The following is a 23,118-nucleotide window of genomic DNA, read 5'->3' on the forward strand; positions in this document are numbered from 1 at the left end:
GAGGGCATGAGGGCGCCATGCCTGCATGGATCCTTCTCTCGGTTGCTGCCGCCGCGTTTCAGACGCTGCGTTTTTTGCTGCAAAAACGGCTGAGCATGGGGCCGCTGTCTACGGGCGGCGCGACATTCGCGCGCTTTGGCTATTCGATGCCGTTCATTCTGGTACTGGCTGCCGGGTACGTCTGGTATCAGGGTGCCGGATTTCCGGAGTTCACGCCACTCTTCTGGGTCTACGCGCTGTCCGGCGGCGCGGCGCAGATTGTGGCGACCTGGTGCATGGTCGCGCTATTCGCCGCGCGCAATTTTGCTGTGGGGATCGCGTTCAAAAAAACCGAGGTGGTCCAGACCGCGCTGGTCGGGCTGGTGATACTGGGCGATCGGATCGGTGCCGCCGGGCTCGCTGCTATGTTGGTGGGGCTGGTCGGCGTGCTGATCTTGTCGGGCGGGGCGGGGGCCGCGCGCTGGCGAGTAATCAACCGGGCAGCAGGTCTTGGCTTGTTGGCTGGCGCACTATTTGCGGTGTCGGCGGTTACATATCGCGGCGCGACCCTACAGATTGCATCGGACGACGCGCTGATGCGCGCGGTTGTCACGCTGGCCGCCGTGGTTGCAGCGCAAGCAATTGCAATGGTGCTTTGGCTGCGTTGGCGCGAGCCGGGCCAGATCGGCCGGGTGTTTGCAGCCCGCCGCGTTGCAGTGTGGATCGGGCTGGCGGGACTGGGGGGCAGTCTGTGCCTTTTTACCGCGTTCACGCTGCAGAATGCGGCATATGTTTTTGCTGTGGGGCAGGTCGAACTGATATTTTCGATGATCGCATCGCGCGCCGTGTTTGGCGAGCGGATGACACCGCGTGAAGGGGTAGGCATTGCGCTAGTCACCGCGTCGATTATTGCAGTGGGCTTGCTCCGCTGAGGCGCAGGAACAGGCTTTCCTCATCATTGTTGCGAAAGAAAGGGACCGACGCGGGGGGCGCTGGATCACCTGCGCGCGCCGCGATTTCCGCCAGAACCACCTCGGTAATAAAAGGCAGGTCGAACCGGCGCGCCTCGGGCAGAGGGATCCATTGCAAGTGAGACAGCTCTTCGCAGGCGGCGCCGAAATCGTCCAGATCGCCGACAATATGGGTGGCGTCGACCTGAAAAAACCGCGCGTCAAAGCGGCGCGGGCGGCCCGGCGGCGTGATTGCGCGGAACACAAATTGCAGCGCGCCCGCATCAGGCAGGTAGCCGCGCGCGGCAAAGCTGGCCCAATCTGAGGGTACTTCCACGTCCCAGGCGCCTGGGCGGCCGATGATCAGCCCGGCCTCTTCCCAAAGCTCGCGAATCGCAGCGGCGGCGAGCGCATGATGCAGGCCAGGCGCGGCGTCCTCGGCCAGCCGGTCGGAGCATAGGGCAGGCAATGACATCACCAACGGAACATGCGCGTCGCCCGGATCAACTGCGCCACCGGGAAAGACGAACTTGCTTGGCATAAAGGCAGCCGTTGCCCCCCGCTGCCCCATAAGTACGTGCGGGACAGGTCCATCCTTACGCAGTACGATGACTGTGGCAGCATCCCGGATCGGAGGCGAGCTCGCGCTCACGCGCCAGAGCCGAAGCCGTGCATCTGGCGCGCCCATTGGAACCCTACGATGGCGCCCTTGAGCCGAGGCAGAAGATAGAGGGAGAGCCCAACAGAACCGACCGCGAAGATGGTGAACAGCGTCATCGGCTCGGGGCGAAAATTGACGAACACTATATGCAGACCGGGGGCCATGATGTGCCCGACGATCAGAATTGTCAGATAGGCAGGACCATCATCCGCGCGGTGCTGGGATAGATCCTCGCGGCAGACAGAGCAGGTGTCTCGCACTTTGAGGTAAGTTTTAAGCAGTTGGCCCGATCCGCAGTTGGGACATTTGCGGCGAAAGCCACGACGCAGCGCGGGCCAAAGCGCGCGTTCTTCGGTTTGGATTGCTTGATCTATCATCGCAGCCTCGAAACTGTGTCACGCGCAACTTGGGCCACGCGCGCCACAATTGAAAGAGGCAAGGGACCCTGAGGCGCTCGTCGCGCGCATTTGTCGCGCGTCGAAAGCTGAAAAGCGGCTAGATCAATACCCCCGACTGACTGTTAGGCCGCTGGCCGGGCACTGATCGTGACGGTATTACGCCCGCGCGCCTTTGCCCTGTAGAGCGCGCGATCGGCCTGATCAAAGAGGGTATCGACATACCCGCCCAGATCCTCACCGCGCGCGCCGGGCTCGCCCATAGCCACGCCAATGCTGACAGTCACGTGTGCGGGATTGATATGACCGCGCAGCATGATCCCGGCCTCGCCGATGCGACGGCACAGCAAGTCGGCTGTGCGCCGCGCCTCCGCACCGTCCGTGGCGGGCATGACGATCAGGAATTCCTCGCCACCGATGCGGGCAACCATGTCGCCCTCTCGCACCGAGTTGCCCAGAATGTCAGCGACGTGGCACAGCACGCGGTCGCCTGCCGCATGGCCCAGCCGGTCATTGATCTGCTTGAAGTGGTCCAAGTCGGCCACCATCACAGCAAATCCCCGAGCTTGCGGACCGGTCCGCGCCGCGAGATCCTTTAGGAAAGGCATGGCAAAGCGGCGGTTATAAAGGCCCGTCAGCGGATCAATCATCGCCGCGCGCAGCCCGTCATGTAGCCGGGTTCGCAAATGGTCAATCGACTGCTTGAGCTGGATCTGACGGGTCAGGCGTAGCGCCAACTCATCCAGACCGGTGTCGCCGATAATCACGTCGCTCGCGCCCAGATCCAGCAGGCTTGCAGCTAGCGCACGTGCGCCTTCGGGCACAAGGCAGACGATCCGGCTGTGGCGCACTTCTGGCGATGCGCGCAATTCGGCCATCAGGTCAAGGCCAGCACTCTCATATCCCGCAGGCAGCAGTAGGACAAAGACATCTGCCGCCCGGTCGCCAGACGTGCCGGAAATCGAGCCACCTGACTGGGTTGCAGAGATCTGATGACGGCAGACACTGCGCAGCCGTGTCCGCAGGGCCATCGCATCGGCCATTTCGACCCCCAGAACGGTGATCCGCCCGGCACGCAACAGCCCGCCTTGGGCCTCGCCAAAGCCGGCGGCGCAGTCCGGCCCCGCGTTCAGGCGCATGTCCTGCAACGCGTGGTGCTGGCGGAGCAAACCGCGCAAGCGCGCCAGCATGATCCGCTCATCTATCGGCTGTGAGATGACGTCATCGGCCCCGGCAGCCAGCGCTGCCACGCGCGCCTCGCCCGTATCCTCGGGCAATAGCGCGACGATGGGAACGATGGCCAAATCAGGCCTCGCGCGAACTGCGTTGATCAGTTCGGCATAGGTCATATCCGTTAGGGCCGCGCCCAAAATGATAAGATCCGGCTGCAATCCGCGCGCCATAGACATCGCACCGGCACCCGAAGATGCCTGATGCACGTCAAAATGCGCCGCCGAAAGCTTGACCTTCAACACGATCCTGTTGGTCGCCACAGCGTCCACGATCAAAATTTTCCCTGACATGGGCTAACGCCTTTCTGACTTGCCCTATTCTCACGCTCGACTATCCGTGCCAGAAGTTAAGAAAACCTTTCTGGGAATGTGACAGTCATGAAATATACGCGGGAATCCGCCGAGACGATCGCCATACGCTGCCTTGGATGGTTGCTCGCAAATGACGAGTTAACCCCTGTATTCCTTGGTGCAACGGGCGCAGGTGAGGATGATTTGCGCAGCGGCGCGGGCGATCCGGCCTTTTTAGCCGGCGTTTTGGATTTCGTGATGATGAACGATGAATGGGTCATCGACTTCTGCACATCCACACAGTTGCCGACCGATGCCCCAATGCAGGCGCGCGCGATGCTGCCAGGCGGGCAGCAGGAGCATTGGACATGATAAGCACCCCACGCAAAATAGACGGTGTTATCTTTGACAAGGACGGCACGCTGTTCGATTTCCATACTACATGGGCGGATTGGACCCGCGATCTGCTGAACCATCTGGCAACAAGCTATGATGTCGATCCTGGCGCATTGGCCCGTGCGATCCAATTTGATCTGGCTGAATGTCGCTTCTTGCCGACCAGTCCACTGATTGGCGCGACGAGCCGTGAAGGTGCCGAAACGCTGGCCGCCGCCATGCCGGGGTCGGATGCGGACGAGATTGAGGACTATATGAACCTATCGTCTGCTGGCGCGCCTCTGCAGCCTGCAGTGCCACTGATCCCGTTTCTGGAAGGGCTGGCGGCGCGTGGCCTCAAACTCGGGCTGGTCACGAACGACAGCGATCATGGCGCGCGCGCGCATCTGGGTAATGCTGGCGTACTTGAGCATTTCGACTTTGTAGCCGGGTATGACAGCGGCCATGGCTCCAAGCCGGGCGCCGGGCCGCTTCTGGCCTTTGCGCGGCAGACGGGTCTGGATCCGGCACGCTGCATCATGGTGGGCGACAGCACGCACGATCTGATGGCTGGGCGTGCGGCGGGGATGTATACGCTGGGGGTGCTGACCGGCATCGCCGAGACGCCCGAGCTTGCGCCGCTGGCAGACGCCGTCCTGCCCCATATCGGACATATCCCGGATTGGCTGGACCGGTGACGCGGCACCCGGCCTTCGGCCTTATGCTGGCGGCGTTCGGGGCGCTGGTATTGACGCCCGATGCGATGCTCCTGCGGCTGTCTGGAATGAATGGGCCGCAAATGTTGGGCTGGCGCGGAATATTCATGGGTACGTCTCTGATCGTGATCTGGGCGCTGACCAGCCGGGCGCGGCGCGCTGATCTGGCCCTCCTGACCAGCGGTGCAGGGGTCGCCATCGCCTGCTGCCAGTTCTTCAATTCGTCGCTCTTTGCGCTGGGTATCGCCGCGGCCCCCGTTGCCATCGTCTTGTTTGGCATTGCGACGACGCCAATCTGGGCCGCGCTTTTTGCTTGGGCGTTATTGGGCGAGCGGACGGCGAACGCGACCTGGATCACAATCGCCGTCGTCGCGCTGGGCATCGGCATCGCCGTGCTGGGCGGCGGCGAGGCGTCGGCCACGCCGGGCGCGGTTGTATTCGGCGCGGTGGCAGGGCTTGGCGTGGCAATGATGCTGGCGATGAACTTTGTGGTGCTGCGGTCGCGGCCCGCCCTGCCCATACCGCTGCTGATCGGCGTGGGCGCGCTATGTGCCGGGGCGGCGGGCGTGATGGTAACAGGACCCGCGCAGATGACGGACGGCAATGTCTGGGCGATCGCAATCACGGGCTGCATCATCCTGCCGGTGTCGTTTTTGTCGCTATCCTTTGCCTCGCGCTATACGGCGGCGTCGAACGTTAGCCTGCTGCTGTTGCTTGAGACGGTGCTGGGCCCTGCATGGGTGTGGTTGGTACTGGACGAGGCTCTAACGCCGCCCATGGTGCTGGGCGGCGGGATCGTCGTGGGGGCGATCGCACTCTACTTGCTGCACGCGCGGCGAAAAGGGCGCCGCCGATATGCGAAAACGACAAACCTTGCCGCAAAGTGAACAACTCTGAGACCGGCGCCGTGCTTCGTTGGGGCCATCCAATGCGGAGGCTTACCCGATGGCGGACGAACAAAAGCGCAGACAGCGCACTGGCGGCCGGGCCGGCGCCGCAAACCGGCGCGGCAGCGCCGTCATTGAGCAGATGCCGTGGAACCCTCCCATCAATATCGACCGCCCGACCGAGCCGCTGGATGATGCAGGTGTCGCCGCCATTCATAACGGGGCAATGCGTATCCTCGAAGAGATCGGGATCGAGATCCTGAACGCTGAGGCGTTGGAGATATTCCGCGCCTCCACCGGCTGCACAATTTCCGGTACAAACCTGCGCATGGGCCGCGATTTTGTGATGGAGCAGATCGCAACCGCGCCCGAGCAATGGACGATCACGCCGCGCAATCCAGAGCGGCAGATTACCGTCGGCGGGCGGCACCTGAACTTTGGCAATGTGTCGTCGCCGCCCAGTTACTGGGACATGAAGCTGGGCCGCAAAGTGACGGGCACCCGCGAGATGTGCGCGAACCTGCTGAAGCTAAGCCAGTATTTCAACTGCATCCATTTTGTCGGCGGCTACCCGGTCGAGCCGCAAGATATCCACCCCTCGGTCCGCCACCTTGACGTGCTCTATGACAAGCTGACGCTGACTGACAAGGTGGCGCACGCCTATTCGCTGGGCAAAGAACGCGTTGAGGACGTGATGGAAATGGTGCGCATCGCCGGCGGATTGAGCCATGCAGAGTTCGATGCGTCACCGCGAATGTATACCAACATCAATTCGACCTCGCCGCTCAAGCATGACGAGCCGATGCTGGATGGCTGGATGCGACTTGCCCGCCGAGGGCAGGGGCTGATTGTGACACCCTTCACGCTGGCAGGTGCCATGGCACCTGTGACAATGGCAGGCGCGGTGGCGCAATCTGTAGCCGAGGCGCTTGTGGCGGTTGTGCTGGCACAGTTGGTCCGCCCCGGCGCGCCCTGCGCTATCGGCACGTTCACCTCGAATGTCGATATGAAATCAGGCGCGCCCGCCTTTGGCACGCCCGAATACATGCGCGCCACGCAAATGACCGGACAACTGGCGCGGCTCTACAAGTTGCCGATGCGCGCCAGCGGCGTCTGCGCTGCTAACGTGCCCGACGCGCAGGCAACATGGGAGACGTCGAACAGCCTTTGGTCTGCTGTGCAATCTGGCGCGCACATGGTCTATCATGCGGCCGGCTGGCTGGAGGGCGGGCTGATCGCGTCGCCCGAAAAGTTCGTGATGGATTGCGAGATCCTACAGCACATCCAGCGCTACATGGACCCGATGCTGACGGCCACCACGCCCGATGATATCGCTGTCGACGCTATCGCGGAGGTCGGCGACCAGGGCCACTTCTTTGGCATCCAACACACACAGGATCGCTATACGACTGCGTTCTACCAGCCCTTCCTCAGCGATTGGCGCAACTTTGAGGCCTGGGAGGCGGCAGGCGGCATCTGGACGGCAGAGCGCGCCCACCAGATATTCCAAGATATCATCGCCAGCTTTGAGGCGCCGCCTATTGACGACGCGGTCCGCCAGGAGCTGGCTGATTTCGTCGCCCGCCGAAAATCCGAAGGCGGCGCGCCAACAGATTTCTGATGTGGCCAAGGCAGGCATCCTCAGGCATTTTTATCCAAAGTCGCCCGGCAGGCGCGGTCGACAGCAGCGTGCAGCAGAACGGTGCAAACCGCTAGCACGATCAGCGCCGCAAACATCAGGTCTGTCTTGGCCCGGCCATTTGCCAGTAGCATAAGATAGCCCAGCCCTTTGGACGCGCCGACCCATTCGCCGATGATGGCGCCGATAGGTGCGTATACTGCGGCTAGGCGCAGGCCCGAGGCGAATCCGGGCAGGGCGGCTGGTATGCGGATATGGCGCATGATCCGCGCGGGGCTGGCCCCCATGAGGCGGGCCATGTCTATCCACGCCTGAGGCGTCCGCATCAGCGCGTCAAAAAAGGCTGACGTTACCGGAAAGTAGATCACAAGCAGCGTCATCACGACCTTGGAGCCTATGCCATAGCCGAACCACAGCGTCAGGATCGGCGCGAGGGCAAAGACCGGCACGGCTTGGCTAAAGATCAGCATTGGGCGCACTAAGTTTCGCGCAATGGGCGACGCGGCGAGGCCGATAGCCGTTAGGCCGCCAAGGACTGCACCAAGAGCAAGGCCTGCCAGCACCTCAATCCCGGTGATCATGGTGTGATGTGCGATCAATGCGCGGCTGGTCCAGAGGGTTTCGGCCACAAGGGCCGGGCCGGGCAAGATAAAGCGCGGCACGCCGGTCGCGATGATCAGCCCCTGCCACACCGCGAGCGCGACGAGGGTGGCAGCAGCGGCATTGGCGGCGCGCCTCATGGGGCAGCTCTCAGGGCGGCCAGTAGCGCACCTTGAGCTTCTAGCGTCTTGGCGTCGTCAACTGCGCGCGGCGGCACGCCCGGCGGGACCGGCCATGGCGCGAGGCCGCGTTCGTTGAGGATAAGGATGGCCTCGCCCAGACGCGCGGCCTCGGACGGATCGTGCGTGACCATGAGGACGGTGTGATGGTTCAGCAACTGCGCCGTCAGATCCTGCACCTGGGCGCGGGTGCGCGCATCCAGCGCCGAGAATGGCTCGTCCAGCAGGACGATGGGCCGGTCCTCCATCAATGTGCGGGCGAGGGCGGCGCGCTGGCGTTGCCCGCCCGACAGCTGAGCGGGCGGCTTGGCAGCGTGCTCTATCAGGCCCACCTGCTCCAGCAATGCGGCGGCGCGTTCGGACTGGGGATCAGTGCCGCGCAAACGCGCGCCCAACATTACATTATCTAGAACGCTCAGCCACGGTAGCAGAAGATCGCTTTGTGCCATCAGGGCCACGCGCCCTGTCAGCGGGGCGCCGTCGCTGGCAGTAAGCGTGCCGGTCAGCGCCGCCTCGTCGGCGATACCTGCGATCAGGCGCAGCAGCGTGGATTTGCCTACACCCGATGGCCCCAGCAGACAGGTCCAACTGCCCGGCGCAACATTAAGCGTGATCTGCGGAACAAGGGGCGCATCGCCGATGGCAACATGCCCTTGCAGGAAAATGCCCGGCGCGCTCACCCCGCGAGACCCATGTCCCAGAAAGAGACCTCTAGCCGAGTGGCTGTGGCGAAGCGGTGCGATAAAGCCGCCCAGCGGGGGCTGTCTTGTGGCACGTCGCCAAGGCGGCGCAGAATGGCCGCGTCCAGTAGTGCGCCTGCCTCGTAGCAGACCTGCTGGTAATCTGCGCCTGCGTAAGTGCTGATCCAGTCCGCATAGGGCGTGTCACATTTTGCCGCCGCCAGCCGCAGACCGATCTCTCCATATCCCATTACGCAGGGCATCAGCGCCGCCAGCAGATCCAGAAAATCACCCGAATGACCTGCATCCAGCACATAGCGCGTATAAGCGATGTTCTCCATCGCCTCGGGCGCGGCGAAAAGCGTCGCTTCGTCTATGCCCTCGGCTGCGCAGGTGGCGACGTGCAGTGCGATCTCCTCGTTCAGCAAGGCATCAACTATCCGAGCGCCAAAGCGCATTTCCTCGACCGTCTCGGCCTTGGTCACCGCTAGTGCCCATGCACGCGAGAAGTGGATGAGAAACACGTAGTCCTGCACCAGATAATTCAAGTAAGCGGCGCGTGGCAGCGTGCCGTCCTTCAGCCCCTCGACAAACGCGTGGTGCGTATAGGCCTGCCAAGGCTCTGCCGCCTCGGCGCGCCACGCAGAGAAGGTCGCGCCATACACCTGCGTGCCCTTATCAACGCGCACCGGGATCTACGGCCAGTTGCGATAGCGGGCGGATACCGTCGATAAGGCCTGCCTCGCTCATGAACTTCTCAAACCCAGTGTAGCGCGCGACGTCGACCGCCGCCGGACGCAGGGCAAAGCGGGGGATGGTGTCGACCCAAGCGCGCGAATTCAGCTCATCATCCAATTCAGTGGAGGTTGACTTGAAAATCTCCCAGCTGTCCTCGGGGTGGTTGACGATGTACTGCGTTGCCAGTTCGGTCGCCCGTAAAAACCGCGAAATGACTTCAGTATCCATCGTTTCGGGGTTGGCGACATAGATCAGCTCGTCATAGGGCGGCACACCTTCCTCCTCGATAAAGAAGCAATGCCCGGGCACGCCCTCTATATCCATCTGGTTCAGCTCAAAATTGCGGTAGGCGCCGATGACGGCATCGACCTGCCCCGACATGACCGACGGGCCAAGCGACCAGTTGACGTTGATCAATTCGACATCTGCTAGGGCAACATCGTGGGCCGACAGGATGGCGGTCAGCAGCGCCTCTTCGACGCCGGCAACGGAATAGCCTATCTTGGCCCCTTTGAGGTCTGCGATCTCCTTAATCGGGCTACCCTTTAGCGTCAGCAGGCAGTTCAGCGGGCTGGCAACCAGCGTGCCGACGCGGATCAGCGGCAGCCCCTCGGCCACCTGCATATGCAATTGCGGCTGGTAGGATACGGCTAGATCGGCCTGCCCTGCGGCCACCATCTTTGGCGGGGCCGACGCGTCGGCAGGTGCGACCACCTCGACCTTGAGACCGGCATCGGCGAAATATCCGCGCTCCTCCGCGATGATGATCGGGCCGTGATTGGGGTTGACGAACCAGTCAAGCACAACGGTCAGCTCGTCCTCTGCGAGGGCGGGCGTTGCGGCAAAAAGGGCGGCGGCGAGGGCGATGGCTTTCATCGGTGACTTTCCCGTATCTGGCTGCCATGGCCCGTGCGACCTGGGCGCCGCGATAGAGTGCGGTCCCGTCGCACTGCATAGCCGCGGTGCAATGGTTGGTCAGATGGCGGAGCGGGGAGATACAAAGATGCGCGCGGCGCGGGCGCGCCGTGCAATGTCTCCGTTCCCTACGCCGGTACTGACCGGATCAGGTTCGATGGGTCGGCATCTGCGCCTCTCAGCCCCGGCAATGCGGAGCCCCCCAACGGATGTTGCCAAACCTAGCTGCGCGGCGGGGCGAGGGCAAGCGGGTATGCGCCCTATTGCGCGGGTCCACCGATGGCCGCCTTATTCGGCCGTTCATGTTCTGGATTGAACGCGGTAGGATGCGAAGAAACCTCAGGCGCCGCTGAAACGAGCCGCCGCGACTGTAACCGGAGAGCCGCCTATGATCCGTCCATCCCAGTCTGCCACGACGCGGCTGTCATATGCCTTCGTTGGGGCTGTCGCCGGTTTATCGGCGTGGTTTTTGATCGAGATGGTGGCGGATCTGGTCGGCAATGCGCGCCTTGTGCTGCTTTTGGTGTCTGCGGGGCTGGGCTTCTTTTCGATACTTCTCGCGCTTTTGGGGCCGGTCCGCCTGGTACCGGCGGCTGCGGCGGCCACGATAATGGCAGTCCTCTCCGCGGCCCTGCTGCTATGGGCCAGTTTCCGGCACGTAGATGTCCGCGCATTTTTGGACCATGGTTATGGTCTGGCTGCCTACTTTTACCTTTTGGCCATCGGGACACCTTTTGTAATCGCTGCGCTGCAACGGCATGGCGGTTGGCGGCATTATGGGATGCTCTTTGACGCGGCGTGGGAGCTGGTGGTGCGCGGGGCCGCCGCGTGGCTGTTCGTCGGCGTCGTCTGGGGCGTTCTGCTGCTATCAAACGAACTGTTGGGGCTTGTCGGGCTAAACATCATAGAGGACCTGATCGAGATCGACGCTATGCCCTATCTCATTAGCGGGGCCGCGCTGGGTCTGGGAATCGCGATCGTGCACGAATTGCGCGAATACGTCTCGCCATTCTTGGTGATCCAGTTGCTCCGCGTGCTGCTGCCTGCGCTGCTGGTGGTTTTGGCAATCTTCGTTCTGGCGCTGCCGGTACGGGGCCTTGGCAATCTATTTGGCCAGTATTCGGCAGCGGCAACGTTGCTGGGCGTCACGGCTGCAGGCGTCACGCTAATCACGACGGCAATCCACCGCGACAATGACCTGTCGGTGCAGGGGCCAGTGATGCGCGGCGCCGCTTGGGGATTAAGCCTTATGCTACCGGTGCCGGCCCTGCTCGCGCTTTGGGCGGTGTGGCTGCGGGTGAATCAGTATGGGCTGACGCCTGACCGTGTTGCCGCGTTGATTGCTGCCGGAGTGGCGACGATCTATGCGCTGGCCTATGCGGGGGCTGTCATTCGCCGGCGTGGCTGGCGGGCGAGGCAGCGGCACGTGAACCGCTGGATGGCCCTCGTGTCGCTGGCCATCGCCGCCGCATGGCTGACGCCACTGCTGAACGCCGAGCGTCTGTCGACCGCCAGCCAATTGGCCCGCTATGAACGCGGTATCGATAACGATAAATTGGCGCTGTGGGAAATGGCGCATCTCTGGGGCAAGGTCGGCCAGCAAGGACTAGCCCGGCTCAAGGCAGATGCAGAGGCCGGCGGCGATGAGGCGCTGGTGGCGCTGATTTCCAAGGCTAATAGGATCGAGAGTAAGTGGAACTTTGAGGCTGAGCAGGGCGATGCGGATATCTCGAACATGGACGGTATCGTGCCAGTGCGCCCCGAAGGACGCATGTTGCCGCCCGGCGCGCTGAACAGTCTGCCCGGCGACGACAGGCGGATGATCGTCGATGCCTGCAAACGCCGCGTTGCGGGCGGGCATCCCGGCTGCGTCATGGTCATCGCGCAGTACGAGCCTGAGGGCAGCGGAGCGGAGCAGGTCATCGGCTTTTTCACAACGACCGGAGGAAACGCGCGCATTATGTCCTTTTCGCTAAAGGACGGTGCGCTGATCAATGACGGGTATCCTCGCGATCTGGCGCAGGGCAGGTATCCTGCCGTGGAGCCTGATGTTATAGACGATATCTTCGCGGGCCGCTTTGATATCTTGCCCGCGCCGCGCTGGGTGCTGGAGGTCGGCGGGATGCGGCTCTTTCCGCAAAACTGACGTCGTTCGTAAATTATTAAGACTGGGGCGGCATATCTGGAGTGAATGCAGCGGAGAGTGTCATGCACGGACTTATCAACCGGGCCATAGAGCGGTTCGTTCGGGATACCTACGGACGGGATGTCTGGGGCGCCGTGATGCGGGATGCAGGTCTGGAATTCACAGAATTCGAACCAATGCTGAGCTATGAGAGTGATTATACGCGGCTTGTGCTGGACGCACTTGCCGCCAAATTGAACCGGCCTCTGACTGAAACCCTTGAGGATATCGGCACCTATCTGGTGTCCCATCCCAAGGTTGAGGCGTTGCGGCGCCTTTTGCGATTCGGCGGCCCGACCTTTACCGAATTCCTTCATTCGCTTGATGACCTTCCAGCGCGCGCGCAACTGGCCGTACCGGACTTGCACCTGCCGGAGCTGGAGTTGCGCGAGCATGGCGCTGATGTCTACAGCGTTCGCTGCCGGGGAGATTTGCCGGGGTTTGGCCATGTGATCGTTGGCTTGCTAAGGGCGCTCGCTGATGACTATGGCGCGCTGGCGCTGCTAGAACACAAGGGGATGCGTGACGGCTGCGAGATCATAGACGTGCGGCTGCTAGCGGCCGAGCATACCTGCGGGCGAACCTTTGACCTGGCTGCGAGAGCCGTATGAGCAACAGTCGCGCGACACAGACCCGGAACTCAGCACCTAGCGATGGCCTTGCTGCCATGATGGATGTGCTCTGCCCGATGCACGTTGTGCTGGGCGAAACCGGGCACGTAACCCACGCAGGCCCTACTTTGCTAAAGCTCTTCGCAGATGCTCCGGTGATCGGCGCGCGATTTGCTGAGCTGTTCGAGGTCAAGCGCCCTCGCGGCGACGGCTCTATGGCCGCACTGATGGGCGGGGCTGGGGGTAAGATGCACCTGCGTATCCGCAGCAGCGCGCGCACAGACCTAAAGGGGGTGCTGGTTCCTTTGCCGCCGGGCTGGGGTCCAGAAGGCGGCGCGCTGATTAACCTCTCGTTCGGCATCTCGGTCGTCACAGCGGTGCGCGACTTTGGACTGACCGGCACCGACTTTGCGGCGACTGATCTTGCGGTTGAAATGCTCTATCTGGTCGAGGCCAAGACTGCCGCGATGGAGGCGTCACGCAAGTTAAACCTGCGACTGCAAGGCGCCATGATCGCCGCCGAGGAGCAGGCCTATACCGATACGCTGACAGGCCTGCGCAACCGCCGCGCGCTGGACTATGTTCTGGCCAGACTGGCCGAGGCGGAACAGGACTTTGCGCTGATCCATATTGATCTAGATTTCTTCAAGGCGGTCAACGACACCGGTGGCCATGCCGCGGGCGATCATGTCCTGCGCGAAGTGGCGCGGATAATGGTTGAGGAGACGCGCAGCGACGATACTGTGGCGCGTGTCGGCGGCGATGAGTTCGTGCTGGTTCTAGAGCGGGTGACAGATCCCGAACGCGTGCATGACATCGCTGCCCGCATGATCACGCGGCTGTCGCAGCCACTGCAATTTGCAGGGCAGGTTTATCAAATATCCGCCAGCGCAGGATCTGTGCTGTCATGCGATTACGCCCAGCCGGACTTAGGACAGATGATGCAGGAGGCAGATACGGCGCTCTATACAGCGAAGCACCGCGGCCGAGCGCGTCATGTCCCGTTTAGCCGCGATCTCAAGATGCCGGATGCAGTGCGCAACGAAATCAGCGACAAGGCAAGTGGGCGCTAAGCTGTGCACGTCCGGGCAATCATGCTTCGGCCTGCTCCTCCAATTCGCGGTCGGCTGCCGGGACGTCTAGAGTGGACCACGTATCGTCTTTGGGCGGCGGCGGCGGCAAATCGCAATCGCGGCGATGGATATTCACCTTTGCCATGAAATTCGCCGAAATAGGCGCGGTCACAAACAGGAAGGCCATAATCAACAACTCGTGCAGCGCACCTTGCCCAATGGTGTACGAGTGGATCATCGATGCTAATAGTAACGCGCCAATCCCTACTGTGCCTACCTTGGTGGGGGCATGCAGGCGCGTCATCGCATCGTTGAACTTGAGCAACCCGATTGAGCCGACCAATGAAAATACCGCGCCGATGATCAGGCAAACAGCAACGGCGTATGTGGCAACGATTTCCCAGATCATTCGATGATATCCCCCCGCAGAACAAAGCGCGCGTAGGCCACCGTGCTGACAAACCCCAGCATAGCGATGATCAGCGTCACCTCGAAATAGATCGTTGTGCCCTGCGCGATCCCCAGAAGGACGATCAATCCGATCGCGTTGACCACCATCGTATCCAGCGCAAGGATTCGGTCGCCCGTGCCCGGCCCGATCATCAGACGGATCATCGCCATGATCTGGGCGGTGGCGACAGCACCGAACGCGATCCACAGCGCAATGTTCATCATATGGGTGGCGGCCATCATACGAAAATCTCCTTCAAACGGCGCTCGTAGCGGTGCTTGATCTCGTCGCGGATAGCGTCAGGATCTTCCGTGTGCAGGGCATGCACCAACAGGCTGTGCCCCTCATCCGACAGATCCGCCGACACAGTCCCCGGCGTCAGCGTGATCGTGCCCGCAAGGATCGTGATTGCCTCAGGCTGGCGCAGGTCCAGCGGTACGATAACCCATGCTGGGCGCAGTTTTGCGTTGGATTTGGTTAGCACGATCCACGCGACAAGCACATTTGCCACCATGATATCCCACAGCACGATCACGATATAGACAATCATCCTGCCCAGCCGAAAACCGCGCGGTGTGCCGGGCCACCAAACCGCCGTGGCCCATGGGATGATGATCCCAAGGATCAAGCCAAAGACCAGCATACCGGGCGACAACGTGCCTTCCAGCAACGCCCATACGGCTGCCAGAAGCAACGTTAGAAACGGATGTGGAAAGAGCCAATAGAACGCGCGCATCATGTCAGTGGTCCTCGCTTTCCTGTTTATCCGCCTCTGCATGGCCCGCATCATCACCCGCCCCATCGCCGCTTAGCTTGCCGGGGGTATCCAGCACCACCCCGATATAGGGCGCAGGATCAAAGAGCTGCGCCGCGATGGCAGTGCTATGGCGGTAGACCGGTCCGGCAAAAACTGTCAGCGCGACCATGAGCGCGAGCAGGCCCCCGACAGCAACATAGGCCAATGCGCTGGGCGCAGGCGGCATGACGGCCACTTCTGGGTTCTGTACCGCGTCCGCCTTCCAAAACAGGACGCTGCCAGCACGGGAGAACCCGACGAGGCAGATCAGGCTTGTGCCCAGTACTACCGCCCAGATCCAAACTACCAATGGAGATGCCACGGCCGCATCCAGTATCAGTAGCTTGCCGACAAAGCCTGATAGCGGCGGCAGGCCGACCATCGCTATGGCCGCGGCAAAGAACATGCCAGCCGTTAGCGCCGCACCTGACATTGGCGCCGTTGCACGCAGGGCCATACTGCCACGTCCTGTGCGCACTAGATCAGCAATCAAAAACAGCGTCGCGGCGGACAGCGTCGAGTGCAATATGTAATACAGCGCCGCGGCGATCCCTTCTGGGGTAAAGAGTGATATTGCGACCATCACCATCCCCATCGAGCCGATGGTGGCGTAGGCGACCAACCGATCCAGCCGCCGCGCGGCCAGAACGCCGATCATGCCAATAGCGACTGAGATCAGCGCCGCAGGCAATAGCCATAGTCCGTATAATCCTGCCGTGGCCGCCAGATCGGGCGGAAATATCAGGGTATAGACGCGAATGATGGCATACGCCCCCACCTTGGTCATAATGGCGAAGAGTGCGGCGACAGGGCCCGGCGCCTCGGCATAGCTGGACGGCAGCCAGAAATGCAGTGGAACGACTGCCGCCTTAACCGCAAAGACAAGGAGCAGCAGAACCGCCGCGACGCGGATACCCACCGTGCCGCCCATGTCGATCTGGGCGATGCGCACTGCCAGATCGGCCATGTTGAGCGTTCCCGTCTCGGCGTAGAGCGCGCCAAGCGCAAAAAGAAACAAGGTTGATCCAAGTAGATTATAAAGGACGTATTGCACGCCGGCGCGCAGTCGCACCGCACCGCCAGAGTGGATCATAAGGCCGTAGGATGCGATCAGCAGCACCTCGAAAAAGACAAAGAGGTTGAACAGATCCCCAGTCAGGAATGCGCCCATCAGGCCCATCAACTGGAATTGAAACAGCGCATGGAAATGGCGGCCGCGTTCGTCCCATCCTGATCCGATAGCGTAGAGCAATACGAAAAGGCCCAAGGTTGCCGTCAACAGCACCATCAGTGTGGACAGCCGGTCCGCGACCAGCACGATACCGAATGGCGCGGCCCAATCGCCTAGCTGGTAGATCGTGATTGTCCCGTCCGCCGCCTGCCATGCAAGCGCCGCAGCGATTCCGATCAGCGCCGCAACACCGGCGACCGCAAGCGTTCGCTGGATGCCAATATGATGGCGCGCGGCCAACACAATAAAGGGTGCCAGGATCGCAGGCAGGATGACGGGGAGAATAATCCAGTGGCTCATGTCACGTCCTCCGGGTCATTGGCCGGATCGTTGACGCGGTCGTCATCGGCGCCCAGATATGACCCTAGCGCCATCATGACCGCAACTGCAGTCATGCCAAACGAGATGACGATCGCGGTAAGTACCAGCGCCTGTGGCAGCGGATCGGTATAGATGTCCGCGTCGCCAAGGATTGGGGGGGCGCCCACGGTCAGGCGGCCAGATGCAAAAAGGAACACGTTGACCGCATAGGTCAGCAGCGAGATGCCCATAATAACCGGGAAAGTGCGCAGGCGCAGCATCAGATAAAGGCCGGCCGAGGTAAGGATGCCAATGGCGGAGGCGACGAGCAGTTCCATATCAGACCTCCTGTTCTGTGAGGCGAGGACCACTGGTGTCGCCGGACGGATCGCTTTCGCGGGATGGGTCGATATCCATAGCGTGCTCGCTGTCTTCGACATGAGCGCGGCGCGCGAGACGCGAGAAACTCTCCAGCGACAGCATCACCGCGCCGACAACCGCAAGGAACACGCCGAGGTCAAACAGGGCGGCGGTGGCCAATTCGAACTTTTCAAACGGCGGAATGCGGACATAGACGAAATCAGAGGTTAGGAACGGCTTGCCAAAGAACCACGATCCCATCCCGGTCAGGCCGGCGATCAGCACGCCCGCGCCGATGACGCCGTGATACGGATAGCGCAGGCGCGCCGACGCCCAGCTAAACCCGCTGGCCATGTATTGCATAACCACGGCAATTGACACGACCAGACCGGCAATGAATCCGCCGCCCGGCTCATTATGGCCGCGCAAGAAGATGTAGAAGCCGACCATCAGCACGACAGGCATGATGACGCGGGTCAGGACAACCATCATCAGCGGGTGAATGTCGCCCGCGCGCGGTTGATCTGGTTTGCGATTCAGTAGCTTGGCGCGGGCGGGGCCGGATAGCAGCGCCTCGGTCAACGCATAGATCAGCAAGGCCGCTATACCCAGCACGATGATCTCGCCGAACGTGTCAAAGCCGCGGAAATCGACGAGGATCACGTTGACCACGTTCGTGCCGCCGCCACCTTTGTAGGAGTTCGCCAAATGGAATTCTGATATGGATGCAGCCACTGGATCGCGCAGCAGATAATGCCACGACAGACCCATCGTGGCCAAACCGCCGGCGATGGCTATTGCTGCGTCGCGGGTGCGGCGCAGGACAGACGATTCGATGGGCGTGTGGTTGGGCAGGAAATTCAGAGCCAGCAGCATCAGGATGATCGTCACCACCTCTACGGTAAATTGCGTCAGGGCCAGATCAGGCGCGCTGAAATGGACGAACGCAATGGACACCATCAGGCCGACGATACCGATCAGAATTAGCGACAACAGGCGATTGCGATGAAGGAAGACCAGCCCAACAGTTGCCGCGACCAACATCAGCCATCCAGCGATCGCGATCGTGCTAAAAGGCGTCATTTCGTAGGCTGCGGGACCAACTGTGCCGGTGGTCCACGCATGCAGCCCGGCGGCCAGAACAGTGGTCGCCATGATCGCGCCGTAGCGCGAGAACGCTCCGTTATGAAGAGGCTGGATAATGCCGCGCGCCGCAGCGACGGCCAAGCCGATCACGCGGTCAAAGATGACTTTGGCCTCGGGGCGCGGGGCCGCGTCCCATAGGCGCAGCGCGGGGGTGAAGAGCGCCAGCATGATAAGGCCACCGACCACCGCAACCATCGACATGTATAGGGCCGGGGTCAGCCCGTGCCATATCTTGAAATGCACGTCGGGCAGGGCGGCGGCATCGCCGAGGACGGCGCTTGTCACCAGTTTGACGAACGGCTCGGCGATGAAAGGCGCGAGGCCAATCACCACCACTGGTATGATCAGCAGGGCAGGGGGCAACCACATGCCAGCGCCCGGATCGTGCGGCGAGGCAGGATAATCGTCACGCTTGGGGCCAAGAAATACATGCCCGATCAGGCGAAAGCAGTAGGCCGCCGAGAAAATTGAGCCAAATACCGCCAAAGTAGGGACCAGCCACGGCGCGGCGAAGAGCGTGGTGTGATAGGCCTCCTCCAGCATCATTTCCTTGCTGAGAAAGCCGTTAAGCAGCGGAATTCCTGCCATCGATAGCGCAGCCAATGTGGAAATTACAAAGGTGATCGGCATCAGATGTCGCAGCCCGCCAAGGCGGCGAATGTCGCGGGTATGCGTCCCGTGGTCGATGATGCCGGCGGACATAAACAGCGCCGCCTTGAACGACGCATGATTGAGAATGTGAAACACAGCCGCCATCGCGCCAAAGGCTGTGCCGGTGCCCAGCAGCATCGTGATCAGGCCCAGATGACTGACGGTCGAGAAGGCGAGCAGCGCCTTGAGGTCATGCTTGAATAGCGCGATGACCGCGCCCAGAACCATGGTAATCAGGCCCGTGCCGGTGACGATGACGAACCATTCCGGCGTGCCAGATAGCACCGGCCACATGCGCGCCATCAAGAAGATGCCCGCCTTTACCATTGTCGCCGAATGCAGATAGGCCGACACAGGCGTCGGTGCGGCCATCGCGTGCGGCAGCCAGAAGTGGAAGGGGAACTGCGCGGATTTTGTGAAGCAGCCCAACAGGATAAGTATCAGCGCAGGGACGTAGAGCGGCGACTCCTGAACAAGCTCCCGGTTCTGCAGAATGACGCTAAGATCATAGCTGCCGACAATCTGGCCAAGGATCAGCATCCCCGCAATCATTGCCAGCCCGCCCATTCCTGTGACCGTCAGCGCCATGCGCGCGCCCTGACGCCCTTCGGGCAGATGCTTCCAATAGCCGATCAGCAGGAAGGACGATAGCGACGTCAACTCCCAAAAGATCAGCAAGAGCAGGATGTTATCCGACAGGACAATGCCTACCATCGCGCCTTGGAATAGCAGCAGATAGGTGAAAAATTCGCCCATGTTGTCGCCGCGCGCGAGGTAGTAGCGTGCGTAGGCGATGATGAGCAGACCGATACCCAGAATGAGGCACGCGAAGAAGAAGCCGAGCGGGTCCAGCATCAAATTCACGTTCAGCCCGATGGCGGGCAGCCAGTCGATACCGGCTGTCACCACCTCGCCGGCCAATACGGCGGGCGCGTTGGTCAAAAGGCCAATCAGAGTGGCCGCCGTGACGGTAAAAGTCACCCCGGCACAGGCACTGCGGCCTGCGGAGTTCATGAGACCGGGTAGCAATGACCCCAGAAAGGGAAGCAGGGCGATAAGGAAGAGGGACACGCGAACTCCTGATCTTTGGCCTTGGCCGACCGGTCATAAATGAGTGACTTTTGCCCCGGCCTCAAGCAAAACCGACAGAAAATCGGACAAATGACAGCAAGGACGATTGCAGCCGACCGCCAGCAACGTCGTGGTCGGTTAGCGGGACACTGCAGCACCGTTCAGGCATTTGCTTATAGCGGCCAGCAGGTCATCGCGCGAAATCGGTTTCATCAGCCGCGGATCGCCGTCCTGCAGCGCCTCGTCCTGCGCTGTTGAATCGGGGGCATAGCCAGACAGAAAGATGAAGGGCATACTTGGCCTCAGGCGGCGGCAGGCTTGGGCGAACGCAGGGCCCTGTAGGCGGCCCGGCATGACGATATCGGTCACCACCAGATCGAAATCCCGAGCGGTCTTAAATAATTCAAAACCGGCATCGCCGTTCATTGCGGTCAGTACGTCGTAGCCTGCACTCAATAATATGCGCTCCAACACCAGCATGACTTCGGGGCGGTCCTCGACCAGCAGGACCCGTGCTTTGGTCGCCTGAATTTCGGGCGTGGCGGCGGCCTCGACGGGGGTTGCGCTTGTCGCCTCCTGCGCCTCGGCGCGAAAGTAGAGGCAAAAACATGTGCCTTGGCCTTGGACCGAGCGGACGCGGATGGTGCCGCCTGATTGGCGCACGAACCCCTCGACCATGGACAAACCTAGACCGCTGCCCTTGCCGACTGGCTTGGTCGTAAAGAACGGATCATAAATCTGCTCAATCACCTCGGGCGCGATGCCTGCGCCATCGTCGCTGACCGATACCATGACGTAGCATCCGGGCGATACCGTCTCGGCCGGATGATCAAAGTAGCCGTCGTCGATCCTCACATTCTGCGTCTCGATTTTGAGCGTGCCACCGCTAGGCATCGCGTCGCGGGCGTTCAGCACCAGATTAAGCAGCGCATTTTGCAATGCGCTACCATCGAGGCGCACCGGGTCGATCCCCGTTGGCAGGTTTGCCTCGATCACCACATTTGACTCGATTGCCCGCCGCATCCAGCGCTCGGTTTGACGCACTGTCTCGTTAATATCGACGATCTTGGGCGCTAGTTGCGCCTTGCGCGCATAGGACAGCATGCTGCCGGTCAGGTCCGCCCCCTGCCTAACTGCGTCCAGCGCGGTTGCAATCAGGCCGCGCGCCTCAGTGGGGTCCGCCGGGGCACCGCCCGGCTGGCTGACCTCCATATCCAGCAGCTCGAGGTTGCCCATGATGACAGCTAGCAAATTATTGAAATCATGCGCAACTCCACCTGTAAGCTGGCCGACCGCCTCCATTTTTTGCGCCTGCCTCAGTTGCCTTTGACGCGCGCGTTTCTCGGTGATGTCCTCAACAACGGCGATCACGCCGTCGCCGCTGGTAGGGATCGCCGCCTGCGCAAAGGTGCGACCATCGCCAAGGGTTTCCACCCAGTTCTGAGGGCTTTTTCTGGCCTGCGCCAACCGACTGGCAATGTTGCCGCCTGCATCGCCGGGATCGCTGCTGTCGCGGGACGCTTTCAGAATATCGGCAAACTTTGTGCCGGGCACCAAAATGGCAGCGCATCGCGGCTGCATGGTCGCATAGAGGCTGTTCCACATCACCAGCTTGAGTTCCGAATCGAAATAGGCGACCCCGACAGGCAACGCCTCGCTACCCTCGAAAAGGATCTCTTTGAGCCTGCGCAGCGACCGCTCGGTTTTCTTGCGCTCTGTTATGTCCAGGTTTGTGCCCACCATCCGCGTGACTGTGCCGTCGCGCACAACAACGAATGCGCGGGTCAGGACATCTACCCAGTGGCCATCCTTATGACGCAGTCGAAATTCCGTCTCGGCGGCGGGCCCTTCCTGTGCGCCTGCAGTCAGGCGCGCAGGATCGACCAAATGGCGATCCCCGGGGTGGACTAAGTTGAGTATCGCTGTGGCGGATACCTCTACTTCGCCGGGGGCGTATCCCATCATCGTGTACCAGCGAGGCGCCAGATAGACGTCGCCGGACGCGATATCCAAATCCCACAGCCCATCATTAGCTCCCTGCATCGCGAGCGAGAAACGCTCTTCGCTGATTTGCAATTGGCGGCTTCGTTCTGCCACGTGACGCTCCAGATTGGTGTTCAGTGCGTGCAATCGTTCGCGCATTTCGACGACATCGGTGATGTCGTCTTCGTTCAACACCGCAACGGCATCGCCGGTTGCCGGATCGCGTCCCTGATGGGCCCTGACGCGGTGGATGCGGTGGCCAGCCGCGGTCTGCACCGCCAATTCCGCGTCGAAGTCTTTGAATTGCGCAATGTCTGCCAGTAGTGACGCGGCAGCGCCCGGCGCGCTTAATCGCTGTGATAGGTGGCCTATCTGCGAGCCTGTGGCGCTGGGGTCTGGCCCGCCATAACAGGCAAACGCATGAGCGTTCTGCGTGAGCAACGCGCCGTCCATCGCATACATACTGAGCATGGCCGCTGCGTAGCGCACGCTTTCCTGCAGGCGGGCGGATTGAATGTCGGTTTGGGGCCCGGTGATATGGGAGGCTTCGACAAAAAGCGCCGCGCGCCCGTCTTCAATTTCAATCGACCGGCAGGACAGCGTCAAACGTACGGGGGCCCCGGCTGGATAGAGCGTCCAAGTTTCATAAATTTTGCCTGACTTGCCCAATTCCTGCAAAGTCTGGCGCAAGCGCAGATGAACTGTATCGCTATCGGTGGAGAAGTCGCGCGCGCGCAGCGCGTCCATGCTTCCCGCCTTCCAAAATTCCAATGCCGCGTCGTTGCCCCACCAGATGCGGTACCGGTCCAGATCAAATACCCAAATCGGAACGCTTAGATGGGCAAACATTTCCAGTTCCGAAGGGGTGCGCGCGCTCAAATGTGTCATGATCTCGCTCTTCGGTGGAATTGCCGTGCGATCGCCCCGCCGCAAGGGTGTCGGACCATCTCGACATCTTTTGCCGGGATTACAACCTTTAGGCGATTGCCAAAGTCTAATGACACTTGCCTCTGCGTCAACAGT

At 61.4% G+C, this 23,118-nt stretch carries 22 protein-coding genes and 1 riboswitch; of the genes, 8 read left to right on the forward strand and 14 right to left on the reverse strand.

Annotated features, from left to right (window positions below):
- The first annotated feature begins 17 nt into the window (after nucleotides 1-17).
- Nucleotides 18-911 carry an EamA family transporter gene (locus tag MK6180000_RS00980; RefSeq protein ID WP_138933028.1) on the forward strand — a complete coding sequence of 298 codons (894 nt, stop codon included), beginning with the start codon at nucleotides 18-20 and terminating at the stop codon, nucleotides 909-911.
- On the opposite strand, the gene MK6180000_RS00985 is transcribed toward MK6180000_RS00980, so the two are convergent.
- The 3 genes from MK6180000_RS00985 to MK6180000_RS00995 all read right to left on the reverse strand — a co-directional run bounded on the left by MK6180000_RS00985 (nucleotide 886) and on the right by MK6180000_RS00995 (nucleotide 3,508).
- A complete protein-coding gene (locus tag MK6180000_RS00985) occupies nucleotides 886-1,617 on the reverse strand; it encodes an NUDIX hydrolase (RefSeq protein ID WP_138933029.1) in 732 nt (243 codons plus the stop codon). The genes MK6180000_RS00980 and MK6180000_RS00985 overlap by 26 nt on opposite strands.
- On the reverse strand, nucleotides 1,578-1,967 hold the full coding sequence (locus MK6180000_RS00990; protein ID WP_138933030.1) for a DUF983 domain-containing protein: 390 nt from the start codon (nucleotides 1,965-1,967) through the stop codon (nucleotides 1,578-1,580). The genes MK6180000_RS00985 and MK6180000_RS00990 overlap by 40 nt, the downstream gene beginning before the upstream one ends.
- A gap of 143 nt (nucleotides 1,968-2,110) precedes the next feature.
- A complete protein-coding gene (locus MK6180000_RS00995; RefSeq protein ID WP_138933031.1) occupies nucleotides 2,111-3,508 on the reverse strand; it encodes a diguanylate cyclase in 1,398 nt (465 codons plus the stop codon).
- Nucleotides 3,509-3,595: 87 nt separating this feature from the next.
- Here MK6180000_RS00995 and MK6180000_RS01000 point away from each other — a divergent pair, with 87 nt between their 5' ends.
- Genes MK6180000_RS01000 through MK6180000_RS01015 form a run of 4 tightly spaced genes read left to right on the forward strand, consistent with a single transcriptional unit; the run spans nucleotide 3,596 to nucleotide 7,107 of the window.
- On the forward strand, nucleotides 3,596-3,880 hold the full coding sequence (locus tag MK6180000_RS01000) for a DUF3572 domain-containing protein (protein WP_138933032.1): 285 nt from the start codon (nucleotides 3,596-3,598) through the stop codon (nucleotides 3,878-3,880).
- Nucleotides 3,877-4,581 carry an HAD family hydrolase gene (locus tag MK6180000_RS01005; RefSeq protein WP_138933033.1) on the forward strand — a complete coding sequence of 235 codons (705 nt, stop codon included), beginning with the start codon at nucleotides 3,877-3,879 and terminating at the stop codon, nucleotides 4,579-4,581. Before MK6180000_RS01000 ends, MK6180000_RS01005 begins: the two co-directional genes overlap by 4 nt.
- Nucleotides 4,566-5,486 carry a DMT family transporter gene (locus MK6180000_RS01010; protein ID WP_342777690.1) on the forward strand — a complete coding sequence of 307 codons (921 nt, stop codon included), beginning with the start codon at nucleotides 4,566-4,568 and terminating at the stop codon, nucleotides 5,484-5,486. The genes MK6180000_RS01005 and MK6180000_RS01010 overlap by 16 nt, the downstream gene beginning before the upstream one ends.
- A 58-nt stretch (nucleotides 5,487-5,544) precedes the next feature.
- Complete coding sequence (locus MK6180000_RS01015) at nucleotides 5,545-7,107, forward strand: trimethylamine methyltransferase family protein (protein WP_138933034.1); 1,563 nt, start codon at nucleotides 5,545-5,547, stop codon at nucleotides 7,105-7,107.
- 20 nt (nucleotides 7,108-7,127) lie between these two features.
- On the opposite strand, the gene MK6180000_RS01020 is transcribed toward MK6180000_RS01015, so the two are convergent.
- Genes MK6180000_RS01020 through MK6180000_RS01035 form a run of 4 tightly spaced genes read right to left on the reverse strand, consistent with a single transcriptional unit; the run spans nucleotide 7,128 to nucleotide 10,198 of the window.
- Nucleotides 7,128-7,865, reverse strand: coding sequence for an ABC transporter permease (locus MK6180000_RS01020; protein WP_138933035.1), 738 nt, complete (start codon nucleotides 7,863-7,865; stop codon nucleotides 7,128-7,130).
- Complete coding sequence (locus tag MK6180000_RS01025; protein ID WP_138933036.1) at nucleotides 7,862-8,584, reverse strand: ABC transporter ATP-binding protein; 723 nt, start codon at nucleotides 8,582-8,584, stop codon at nucleotides 7,862-7,864. The genes MK6180000_RS01020 and MK6180000_RS01025 overlap by 4 nt, the downstream gene beginning before the upstream one ends.
- A complete protein-coding gene (locus MK6180000_RS01030; protein WP_246040387.1) occupies nucleotides 8,581-9,273 on the reverse strand; it encodes a TenA family protein in 693 nt (230 codons plus the stop codon). The genes MK6180000_RS01025 and MK6180000_RS01030 overlap by 4 nt, the downstream gene beginning before the upstream one ends.
- The gene (locus tag MK6180000_RS01035) at nucleotides 9,263-10,198 is read right to left on the reverse strand and encodes an ABC transporter substrate-binding protein (RefSeq protein WP_138933037.1); all 936 of its coding nucleotides are present in this window, start codon (nucleotides 10,196-10,198) and stop codon (nucleotides 9,263-9,265) included. Before MK6180000_RS01035 ends, MK6180000_RS01030 begins: the two co-directional genes overlap by 11 nt.
- Nucleotides 10,199-10,345: 147 nt before the next feature.
- Nucleotides 10,346-10,452: riboswitch (TPP riboswitch) on the reverse strand.
- Between the two features lie 173 nt (nucleotides 10,453-10,625).
- On the opposite strand from MK6180000_RS01035, the gene MK6180000_RS01040 reads away from it, so the two are divergent.
- The 3 genes from MK6180000_RS01040 to MK6180000_RS01050 all read left to right on the forward strand — a co-directional run bounded on the left by MK6180000_RS01040 (nucleotide 10,626) and on the right by MK6180000_RS01050 (nucleotide 14,106).
- Complete coding sequence (locus tag MK6180000_RS01040; protein ID WP_138933038.1) at nucleotides 10,626-12,383, forward strand: DUF4153 domain-containing protein; 1,758 nt, start codon at nucleotides 10,626-10,628, stop codon at nucleotides 12,381-12,383.
- A 62-nt stretch (nucleotides 12,384-12,445) separates the two neighbouring features.
- Nucleotides 12,446-13,033, forward strand: a complete 588-nt coding sequence (locus tag MK6180000_RS01045) for a heme NO-binding domain-containing protein (RefSeq protein WP_138933039.1) — start codon at nucleotides 12,446-12,448, stop codon at nucleotides 13,031-13,033.
- A complete protein-coding gene (locus MK6180000_RS01050; RefSeq protein WP_171054488.1) occupies nucleotides 13,030-14,106 on the forward strand; it encodes a GGDEF domain-containing protein in 1,077 nt (358 codons plus the stop codon). Before MK6180000_RS01045 ends, MK6180000_RS01050 begins: the two co-directional genes overlap by 4 nt.
- A gap of 19 nt (nucleotides 14,107-14,125) precedes the next feature.
- Here MK6180000_RS01050 and MK6180000_RS01055 read toward each other — a convergent pair whose 3' ends face one another.
- From MK6180000_RS01055 to MK6180000_RS01085, 7 genes are all read right to left on the reverse strand, one after another.
- Nucleotides 14,126-14,515, reverse strand: coding sequence for a Na+/H+ antiporter subunit G (locus MK6180000_RS01055; protein WP_138933040.1), 390 nt, complete (start codon nucleotides 14,513-14,515; stop codon nucleotides 14,126-14,128).
- A complete protein-coding gene (locus MK6180000_RS01060) occupies nucleotides 14,512-14,781 on the reverse strand; it encodes a K+/H+ antiporter subunit F (RefSeq protein WP_138936285.1) in 270 nt (89 codons plus the stop codon). Before MK6180000_RS01060 ends, MK6180000_RS01055 begins: the two co-directional genes overlap by 4 nt.
- Nucleotides 14,782-14,795: 14 nt before the next feature.
- Nucleotides 14,796-15,296 (reverse strand): Na+/H+ antiporter subunit E, encoded by a 501-nt coding sequence (locus MK6180000_RS01065; RefSeq protein WP_138933041.1) that lies wholly within the window; start codon nucleotides 15,294-15,296, stop codon nucleotides 14,796-14,798.
- 1 nt (nucleotide 15,297) lies between these two features.
- Nucleotides 15,298-16,884 (reverse strand): monovalent cation/H+ antiporter subunit D, encoded by a 1,587-nt coding sequence (locus MK6180000_RS01070; protein ID WP_138933042.1) that lies wholly within the window; start codon nucleotides 16,882-16,884, stop codon nucleotides 15,298-15,300.
- Nucleotides 16,881-17,222, reverse strand: a complete 342-nt coding sequence (locus MK6180000_RS01075; RefSeq protein WP_138933043.1) for a Na+/H+ antiporter subunit C — start codon at nucleotides 17,220-17,222, stop codon at nucleotides 16,881-16,883. Before MK6180000_RS01075 ends, MK6180000_RS01070 begins: the two co-directional genes overlap by 4 nt.
- A 1-nt stretch (nucleotide 17,223) precedes the next feature.
- On the reverse strand, nucleotides 17,224-20,112 hold the full coding sequence (locus MK6180000_RS01080; RefSeq protein WP_138933044.1) for a monovalent cation/H+ antiporter subunit A: 2,889 nt from the start codon (nucleotides 20,110-20,112) through the stop codon (nucleotides 17,224-17,226).
- A gap of 138 nt (nucleotides 20,113-20,250) precedes the next feature.
- The gene (locus MK6180000_RS01085; RefSeq protein WP_138933045.1) at nucleotides 20,251-22,983 is read right to left on the reverse strand and encodes an ATP-binding protein; all 2,733 of its coding nucleotides are present in this window, start codon (nucleotides 22,981-22,983) and stop codon (nucleotides 20,251-20,253) included.
- Nucleotides 22,984-23,118 lie beyond the last annotated feature (135 nt).

The organism is Roseovarius arcticus (assembly GCF_006125015.1).
Lineage (GTDB): Bacteria > Pseudomonadota > Alphaproteobacteria > Rhodobacterales > Rhodobacteraceae > Roseovarius > Roseovarius arcticus.